Below are 8622 nucleotides of genomic sequence, written 5' to 3'. Positions count from 1 at the left end.
ACCAGATCAGCTCAAGATTGCGGCCGGCCTCGCGTTCAAGAGCGCGCGAGGATCGTATCCGGTTGGTGTAGCCATAAAGATAGAGCTTCAGCAGATCGGCAGGATCGTAAGGCGGTTGTCCCGCCCCGCCACCCGACCCGGCATGACCGAAGCCAAGCCGCTCAAGGTCCAGCGCTGCGACAAACGCCTCGATCGCCCGAACCGGGTTCTCTCGACCCACATAATCTTCCACCCGCGCGGGCAGAAGGCTGACCTGATCCCGGCTCACCCCGGTCTTGAACATGCGATTCGTCATACCGAATCGTACACTCGTTCACCCAAACGGCTAGGATTCTTGCCCAACCTCTGCGCTCCATCCGGGCTACGAAGAGCCCGCGCCGGGAGCAGGGGAGCCCTGTCCGGACCAAGTTCCCGTTGCACCTCGCCAGCCCGTGCGCTATCCGGCCGGAAAGGCCTGAGGCGGCTTCCATTTTTCCGCCCGGCCCAAGCCAGCCCGAGGACGGAAACCGCCATGCCAGCCTATCGCTCCCGCACCACCACCCACGGCCGCAACATGGCGGGTGCCCGCGGCCTCTGGCGCGCGACGGGCATGAAGGACGCCGATTTCGGCAAGCCGATCATCGCGGTCGTCAACTCCTTCACCCAGTTCGTGCCCGGCCACGTCCACCTCAAGGATCTCGGCCAGCTCGTGGCCCGCGAGATCGAGCAGGCCGGCGGCGTCGCCAAGGAGTTCAACACCATCGCGGTCGATGACGGCATCGCCATGGGCCATGACGGCATGCTCTACAGCCTGCCGTCGCGCGAGCTGATCGCCGACAGCGTCGAGTACATGGCCAACGCGCACTGCGCCGACGGGCTCGTCTGCATCTCCAACTGCGACAAGATCACGCCCGGCATGCTGATGGCGGCGTTGCGGCTCAACATCCCCGCCGTGTTCGTCTCGGGCGGACCGATGGAGGCCGGCAAGGTCAAGCTCGAGGGCAAGACCAAGGCCGTCGACCTCATCGACGCCATGGTGGCGGCGGCCGACTCCAAGGTCAGCGACGACGACGTCAAGGTGATCGAGCGCTCGGCGTGCCCGACCTGCGGCTCCTGCTCGGGCATGTTCACCGCCAACTCCATGAACTGCCTCACCGAGGCGCTGGGCCTCGCGCTGCCCGGCAACGGCTCGGTGGTCGCCACCCATGCCGACCGCAAGCGCCTGTTCGTCGAGGCCGGCCACACCATCGTCGATCTCGTCCGCCGCTATTACGAGCAGGACGATGCCAGCGTGCTGCCGCGCAACATCGCCAACTTCAAGGCGTTCGAGAACGCCATGACCCTCGACATCGCCATGGGCGGCTCGACCAACACCGTGCTGCATCTGCTCGCCGCCGCCCATGAAGGGCAGGCCGAGTTCACCATGCGCGATATCGACCGGCTCTCGCGCCGCGTGCCCGTGCTCTGCAAGGTCGCGCCATCCGTCGCCGACGTGCATGTCGAGGACGTGCACCGCGCCGGCGGCATCATGGGCATTTTGGGCGAGCTCGACCGCGCCGGCCTGATCGACACCTCGGTCTCGACCGTGCATGCACCGACCATGAACGATGCGCTGGAGCGCTGGGACATCAAGCGCTCCAAGAGCGAGACGGTGCGCACCTTCTATCGCGCCTCGCCCGGCGGCATCCCGACCCAGGTCGCCTTCAGCCAGGAGCGCCGTTATGACGAGCTCGATGCCGATCGCGAGAAAGGCGTCGTGCGCGATCTCGAACATGCCTTCAGCAAGGACGGCGGTCTCGCCGTGCTCTACGGCAACCTCGCGCAGGACGGCTGCATCGTGAAGACCGCGGGCGTCGATGCTTCGATCCTGAAATTCTCGGGCCCCGCGCACGTGTTCGAAAGCCAGGACGCGGCGGTGGAAGGCATTCTGGGCGGCAAGGTCGTCGCCGGCGAGATCGTGGTCATCATCTACGAAGGTCCGCGCGGCGGCCCCGGCATGCAGGAGATGCTGTATCCGACCAGCTACCTGAAATCGATGGGCCTCGGCAAAGCCTGCGCGCTCGTCACCGACGGCCGTTTCTCTGGCGGCTCGTCCGGCCTGTCGATCGGCCATCTGTCGCCGGAAGCGGCCGAAGGCGGCAACATCGGTCTGGTGCGCACCGGCGACCGCATCGCCATCGACATCCCGAACCGCAGCATCAGCCTCGAGGTGTCCGACGAGGAGCTCGCCAAGCGCCGCGCGGCGGAGGAGGCGAAAGGCGATGCCGCCTGGCAGCCGCAGAACCGCAAGCGCAACGTCTCGACCGCGCTGCAGGCTTACGCCGCGCTCACCACCAGCGCGGCGCGCGGCGCGGTGCGCGAGGTGAAGCGTCGCCCGAGATAGGCACCTGATCGGCGCGCCGCTGGCTAAATCGATCCCTCTGGGACGACTCGCGGTCTCCGTGCGAGCGCGCCGTTGCATGACAGAACCGTGGAGCCCGGGCAGACGCCCGTAAAGAAACGGCCCCCGCGTCCTGGGGTGTGGGCTATTGGGGGTGGACGCGGGAGCCGTTTGCGAGGTGGTTGCCCGACGTGCGGGCTCGCCCGCCAGGCGCAATCAACTTAGTGGATTTCACCGCGCTTTGCTATTTAATTTTATTTATTTCTGTTTTTTTGTGATTTAATCAGAAGATGGTCCTAGGAAAAATACCTGGAATCCATTTTTCCGAATCCGGTCAGGGGCAAATCGCCTTATCCCGATCTGTCCGCAACTGTTCGGATTGCCAGTAGCGGAGTAAGCCATGAGTCCTTCTCCATCGCTCGTGCCGCACATTACGACCGACCGGGACGTTTATCTCGTGCTCGATGACTTCGGCCGGCGACTGGGCCGCGCCTGGTGTGAGACGGCCGAGGAGGACGCCAATCGCGCGACCCTGCTCAGACATCTCGTCGAAGGGCAATATCTCCATCCCGCACGTATCGTGGCCTTCAATACCGCGGAGGGATGGTCGCGGGATGCCACCGCGGAAATCGCCGACGAGCTGCGCCGCCGCTTTGTCGAATTCGAGGAGACCGATCCCTCGCTGCTGGAGTTTTTGGAAAGAGCAGTGAGGCGCTAAAGCTCGACCCGTCGGAGGCGGATGAACGCTTTCGGAACGGCGCTCGAACGGAGCACCCGCGGCTGTGTCCTATCGCCGGCGCAGCGATCACGCTCTCGCATGTCATGCGGACTCCGGGGCCAGTGCGCATCGCGCGTTAATGCGCGTGGTCAATGAGTTCTTACCGCTCGGCCGTGATCGGCCGTTCGCATTAAGGATGCCCCGACGAAGTTCGGCACCCCAGGATTTTGCCGCGTATACTGCGTTCGACCTTTGCAAAATCTATTTCGGGCAACTGGGGCAACCACCGCAATGTCTCGTACTCTCGCCGTCGTTTTCTCCACCGCCGTCGCCGCGATTGCCATGACGGGCGCAGCCTCCGCCGGCTGCTACAATTGCTACGCGCCGCCGCCGTGCACGACCTGCTATCAGCAGCAATACGTCGCGCCGCAATACCGCACCGTCGACGAGACCGTGATGGTGTCTCCCGGCTCCGTGGTCGCGCACCGCACGCCGGCGCAGTACCGCACCGTGATGGTGCCGCAGACCGTGATGGTGGCCCCGCCCAGTGTCCAGTACGAGCGCATCCCCCCGCAATACGCCACGCGCCAGCGTGTCGAGATGGTCTCGCCGGGCTATTCCTATTACGCGCCGGTGCAGATGGGCTGCGCCTCCTGCGGGTATTGACGTCCGACGCAGTTACGAAGATCTGGCGCGGCGCTCCTTACGGGGCGCCGCTTTCTTTTGCGCACCAGCAAACGAGGCCCGGACATGGAGACGAATCCAACCGGGCCTCGCAACCAGCGACGCCCTGGGAGATGTCGCCAGTATTCGGGATTGCTGAGGGTTCGGCGGCTATCGGCGGCCGAGCGTATTGGTCAAGCTAGAGGAACAGGCTGACGCTCGCCTGACAGATCGGGACAGCAGAAGAGTGTGGGGCACCCCACCAACTTCGCGTTGCCTTGCGCGGTCGACTGCGTTAAGCGACAGCCATTCCAACGCTTGGAAGGGTGGCCGAGTGGTTTAAGGCACCGGTCTTGAAATGTTATTCCGGGCATAGCGGGTAGGGGCGTCTCGTACCGAAACGTCCCATTTTGTAGGCACTTAGGCGAGAGCCGATACCTCCGCATCCCTCGCTATACCAGCCCGTATTTTAGCGTTGGGTGCCAATTCGGGTGCCAACTAGCGCAGCTTGGCCACCACCTGACCGGCGATCGCCTGCGCCTCCATCAGCGTCACGCGGACCATACCTCCCGGGCTCTGGTCCGATTTGCCAAATTCCAGCGCATGGGCGTAGTCGGCATTGTTCGCGATGAAGATCGTATCGCCGACCTTGGCCGTAGCGATCACGGCCGCGATCCGGGCAAGCGTGGCCGCGCCGTCGGTATCGTCCGGCGGGTCGCCAGCCGTGGGCATTCCGTTGACCGCCGCGACCCAGGCGCCGCGCGCATTGCCAGATTCAACCGGCGTCCGCTCGATGATCCGCCGGGCCACCTCCAGCGCCAGGCCGCGGAACGCTTCGTCCATGTCGACTTTGACCCGGGACACCCAATTGGCAATTTCCAACCTGAACGTCATCGATCAATTTCCTCGCATATGCCCGCACACGCTCCGGATTGAGTTCCGCCAGGGCGCAAACGGCCGCGAAGTCCGTATCGTCCTCCAGTAGCCAGCGCCGCGCCTCTGCTTTGTCCGCCGCCTTCGTGCGCAGCTCCGCCCGGCGGGTAGTGCTGTGGTGCGGCTGGATCTCCGCAACCACCATCACCGCATCGGCGAGCGCTTGGCTGACCACGGCGCAATAGAGCCGCTCCAGCCGCTCCGCATGGCCACCCGACGGCATTTCCTCCGCCGAGTTCTCCAACCGCTTGCCAGGGCCGTCCAGGCGCATGGCACCTACTCCGCCGCGGTCCAGTCGAGCATGGCCAGTGCGCCCTTTGCGTCGATCCCGGCTTCCTTGGCGGCCGCCAGGCCAGCAACGAGCATCTGGAACGAACGGGCGGCCGCGCCAGTGTCGAACGCCTGCGTCCCGGTCAGGGCGTCGAGTGTGACGGTGCCGCCCAGCTTCTCCGACGCTTCCTCGGCGATCAGGTCCGAGACGGGCTGCAACGTGAACTGCACCAGATGGCGCTGCGCCTCGCGCACAAGCTGGCCAGTGGTGGCCGGATCGAATAGAGCGGGCAGGATGCCATAGGCCGCTAGGACCGAACTGCGCGCGCTGGCGAGTGTCTCAATCGGAACGGCGCCCTGAAGGTTTGGCGTAAGGTCGGAAGGTTTCCAGTCCTGCTGCGGTGCCGGGCCGCCCGCCGCCTGAACGACCACGCTTTCGCGCAATAGCACGCGGCCACGCTGGCCACGGAAGCTGCTTGCCATGTTGCTGTTGTCGACGTCGGGGCTTTCCGGCATCGGGACCACCTGACTGCCGAACGGCATGTCCTGATAGGCTTCCGAGAGCGCCGTCTCGACGCTGTGGAGCATCCCGGCCGAAAGGCTCGCGGTGCGGAGCGGCGAAACGCCCAGCCAGGGCGCGGCCGGGTCGACGTTGATTCGGAAGTGAACTACCTCGCCAGCAAGCGCCGTGACGCTGCGACCGCCGCCAGCCTCGGGAATGGTCAGCCGGTACGCGACCGGCTTGCTGTTACGGGTCCGGGTGTCCCAGTCGCTCGCAGGGACCAATTCGTCACCATCGATCAACGCAACGAATTCGCCACGGAGCGCCAGGCTGCGGCCGATCAGGGCCAGCGTGCAAGGGTCGAGCAGATCGGTCCCCGCCGGCTTGGCCAGGGCAAGCGAATTTTGCCAAAGGGCCACGCAACTGGAAACGCTGCCGGTCAGTTCTCCAAGGCCGGTCCTGCCGGAAATGTAGGCCTCGCGCATCCGCATGACCTCGGCAGTGAAGCCCGATCCGGCGCTGCGTTGCTCAACGGCCGGCGCCGAGCGGCGGAAATAATCCAGAAACCCCATCACACTCTCCGATAATTGCGCAGCAGGTCAGCAGCGCCGCTGTTTTGAATCGCCGCAGCCATCCAGCTTTCAGAGCGCGTGCGCTGAATGGAAATTGAACCGGCTTCGATGCGCTCCGATCGCGCGCCGGGAGTGCCGGGCTTTGCCGCCATGTAGGCGGACAAGCGTTGCGCGGCCTCGGCGACGATCGCGGGCAGCGTCATTCCATCGCCAACCGAGGCGGTGAATTTGTAGGGACCGCACCCCGGCAAGCAGTAGCCACCCAGCGGCGAGGCATCGGGAGCGTTGGCCGTAATGTCTGACCACGCTCCGTCCGACCAAATTTCGATTTTGGAAATCACCGCCGGAGCCAAGGGCGGATGCCATTCGCCCGGTCCCTCAACCGTCCACACCACGGCGCGCGGCGTGAAGCGATAAGCGATGTAGGATTCGAGCCGCTGCCACACCGCGGCAGAAACGGTCGGGGTGGTCGTCGGATAGGACGCGGGCACGCCCTCGACCTGATCAATCGTCGTGCTCATCGGTACCTCAAAATGGTTTGCGGGCGCGGCACAGCGAGACCGGAGTCGGTCACTTGCCAATTGCGCGCCTCAACTTGCGCTTCGTCGTAGGCCGGCCGCGTCACGATCGAGAGTTCGAACAGGATGGCTTGCAGGATCGTGCGCAAGATTGCGTTGAAGGCGCCCTTGGAAGGGTTGTATCCTTCGTTCTCGATTAACTCGGCTTCGCCGGCCGGAACGGCGCGCTCGGGCGGAATGCGGAAGCCAGGCGAAAGGCCGATGCTCAGACCAGCTTCGATTAGGCGGAGCAAGTCCTGCACCCACGTAATGCTCACGACTTCGGGCGTCAGAATCGCCTCGAAAAGCAATTCCGTATCCGTATCGGTGAGCGTCAGCGTTTTGTTTGCCGTGCTCGCCAAGGGCCGGTCATAGGAATGGCCAGCGAGCAGATGAATTGGCGAGTCGTCGACGTGCTCAAGGCTGTACGTGAAGGCGCCGGGCGCGAAGCGCTCTTTCTTCGGCCGTCCGGTTTTGCCGCCGTCCGAGAGCACCGCCCATTTGTTGTAGGGGAAGCGGCCGGCGAGCTTCCGTGCGCCGTTTTGCGACGCACGGAGTTCGAGGCTGCCAAGATCAGCAGCGTGCAGCATCGGCTTATGCCAACTGCAAGCCGGTCAGGATCTGTAACTGCTGCGAACGAGCAGCCGACACATCCATGGTCGCCAGCGCGGTGAGACGCAGACCGCCCGACGCAGCGTCCGAGTACGGATCGCGGATCAGGTCGATACCGCCCCACAGACCGACGAAGAAAGGCGGAACGCCGCCGGCCGACGCAGTGAGCAGCGCTTTGGTCGCCAGCGGCGTACCAGTCGGCGCGGCCAGTGCGTTGGACGACATCACGATGTTGTCCGCACCGACGCCGATCGCGAAACGATAGTATTCGGAGGTCGCCGTGTTGGTCAGCAGTTCGTTGTCCATAAAGTCGTAGACTTCCGGACGGATCAGAACTTTGACGCCGCTGTTGAAACTCTGATTTGTAGTCGACTGCGCCGGAATTGCATTCGCGACCAGGAAATTGACGATCGCGGTGCGGAACGCAGACCACTTCACGGATGCGTTGACCGCCGTCGAAGTGATGCTGTAGCTGCCCACAAGCAGGCCGGCCGGCTCACCGCTCGCGCCAGCGCCGAGAAACACAGCCTTGTCCATGGCCTGCGCCATACACCCGTTCATGTCACGGCGAACGGCCTGTTCGAGACCATCGCCGGACTGCTTCAGCGTCTTGCGCGTGATCTTCATCTGAATGCCGAGCGTGTTGTTCGGCGCGATCGTGCGGCTTGCGGTCGTGTACTGCGTCGGTCCACCAACCGAGCCGGTTTCCGAAGTCTGCCAGGCTGCGGAAACAGCACTGGAAACGATCGGATATTCGTTGGTGCCTTGCGCGATCGAAACGAGCTGACCGCCCATGATCGAAGCGACCGACTGGGGAAACAGACGATCAATAATCGGCGCGGTCATTTTCGGCGAAGGCGTACCGCTCGCGACGGTCTCGCCAGCACGTTTTTCCAGCGACAGCGCCTCATACGGAATCGGAACGCCGCGATAGCCGCCCTTGCTGCGCAGTTCCTGCACGATTTCGGCAGTCGGACCGGTGATCACATGGCCTTCATCGAGATGGAGCGCGACCTGGCGCATCTCGAATTTGTCGACCAGGGCCGAATATTCGCGATCGGAGCGCGTCTCCAGATCGTCCTTGGCTTCGCGCCGCTCGGTATCTTCGGTGATCAGCGCGGCACGGTAGCGCGATTCGTTGCTGCGATATTCCGCATCCATGGTTTCCATGCTGCGGGTTTCGTCCTCGGTCAAATCGGTTTTGCCGACGAGACCGGCCAGGGCCTGACGGATTTCCGACTGACGGCGCTGGATTTTCACACTGGTAAGCATTGCAGTTCCTTTTGTTTGAGGAGGTCGCGCCACGCTTGGCGCTTTGGATCGAGTGGCGCGATGCCCACTTCGATTGCGGTAATGCGGCTGTGACACACGCCGCATAAGGTCTTGAGGTTTTCGAGGTCGTAAGCGAGTTCTGGAAAATCCTTCACCCGCTTGAT

Annotated in this window: 10 protein-coding genes; 3 read left to right on the top strand and 7 right to left on the bottom strand. The window is 63.9% G+C overall.

Annotation, left to right across the window (positions count from 1 at the left end; genetic code table 11):
• Window positions 1-283: transposase (locus tag BLV07_RS36395; protein WP_176945994.1), on the bottom strand; the 283-nt coding region annotated here is incomplete at its 3' end.
• 228 nt (window positions 284-511) lie between these two features.
• Between BLV07_RS36395 and ilvD the strand changes: the two genes are divergently transcribed.
• From ilvD to BLV07_RS36380, 3 genes are all read left to right on the top strand, one after another.
• A complete protein-coding gene (gene ilvD, locus BLV07_RS36390; protein WP_091895571.1) occupies window positions 512-2362 on the top strand; it encodes a dihydroxy-acid dehydratase in 1851 nt (616 codons plus the stop codon).
• A 397-nt stretch (window positions 2363-2759) separates the two neighbouring features.
• On the top strand, window positions 2760-3077 hold the full coding sequence (locus tag BLV07_RS36385) for a hypothetical protein (protein ID WP_091895569.1): 318 nt from the start codon (window positions 2760-2762) through the stop codon (window positions 3075-3077).
• Window positions 3078-3419: 342 nt separating this feature from the next.
• Window positions 3420-3743, top strand: a complete 324-nt coding sequence (locus BLV07_RS36380; RefSeq protein ID WP_091895582.1) for a hypothetical protein — start codon at window positions 3420-3422, stop codon at window positions 3741-3743.
• Between the two features lie 495 nt (window positions 3744-4238).
• Here the strand turns inward: BLV07_RS36380 and BLV07_RS36375 are convergent, their stop codons facing one another.
• The 6 genes from BLV07_RS36375 to BLV07_RS50450 all read right to left on the bottom strand — a co-directional run bounded on the left by BLV07_RS36375 (window position 4239) and on the right by BLV07_RS50450 (window position 8613).
• Entirely contained in the window at window positions 4239-4634 is a 396-nt protein-coding gene (locus BLV07_RS36375) for an HK97 gp10 family phage protein (RefSeq protein WP_091895567.1), read from the bottom strand.
• 315 nt (window positions 4635-4949) lie between these two features.
• Window positions 4950-6017 carry a phage portal protein gene (locus BLV07_RS36370; protein WP_091895565.1) on the bottom strand — a complete coding sequence of 356 codons (1068 nt, stop codon included), beginning with the start codon at window positions 6015-6017 and terminating at the stop codon, window positions 4950-4952.
• Window positions 6017-6538: a hypothetical protein gene (locus BLV07_RS36365; protein WP_091895563.1), complete on the bottom strand. Its 522-nt coding sequence runs from the start codon at window positions 6536-6538 to the stop codon at window positions 6017-6019. Before BLV07_RS36365 ends, BLV07_RS36370 begins: the two co-directional genes overlap by 1 nt.
• Window positions 6535-7164: an HK97 family phage prohead protease gene (locus BLV07_RS36360; RefSeq protein ID WP_091895561.1), complete on the bottom strand. Its 630-nt coding sequence runs from the start codon at window positions 7162-7164 to the stop codon at window positions 6535-6537. The genes BLV07_RS36365 and BLV07_RS36360 overlap by 4 nt, the downstream gene beginning before the upstream one ends.
• A gap of 4 nt (window positions 7165-7168) precedes the next feature.
• Entirely contained in the window at window positions 7169-8458 is a 1290-nt protein-coding gene (locus tag BLV07_RS36355) for a phage major capsid protein (protein ID WP_091895559.1), read from the bottom strand.
• Window positions 8443-8613 (bottom strand): hypothetical protein, encoded by a 171-nt coding sequence (locus BLV07_RS50450; RefSeq protein WP_502690273.1) that lies wholly within the window; start codon window positions 8611-8613, stop codon window positions 8443-8445. The genes BLV07_RS36355 and BLV07_RS50450 overlap by 16 nt, the downstream gene beginning before the upstream one ends.
• Window positions 8614-8622: the final 9 nt, after the last annotated feature.

Source organism: Bradyrhizobium sp. Rc2d (assembly GCF_900099855.1).
Taxonomy (GTDB): Bacteria; Pseudomonadota; Alphaproteobacteria; order Rhizobiales; family Xanthobacteraceae; genus Bradyrhizobium.
Note: the sequence above shows the minus strand (reverse complement) of the source record. Positions and strands in the feature narration are given on the sequence as shown.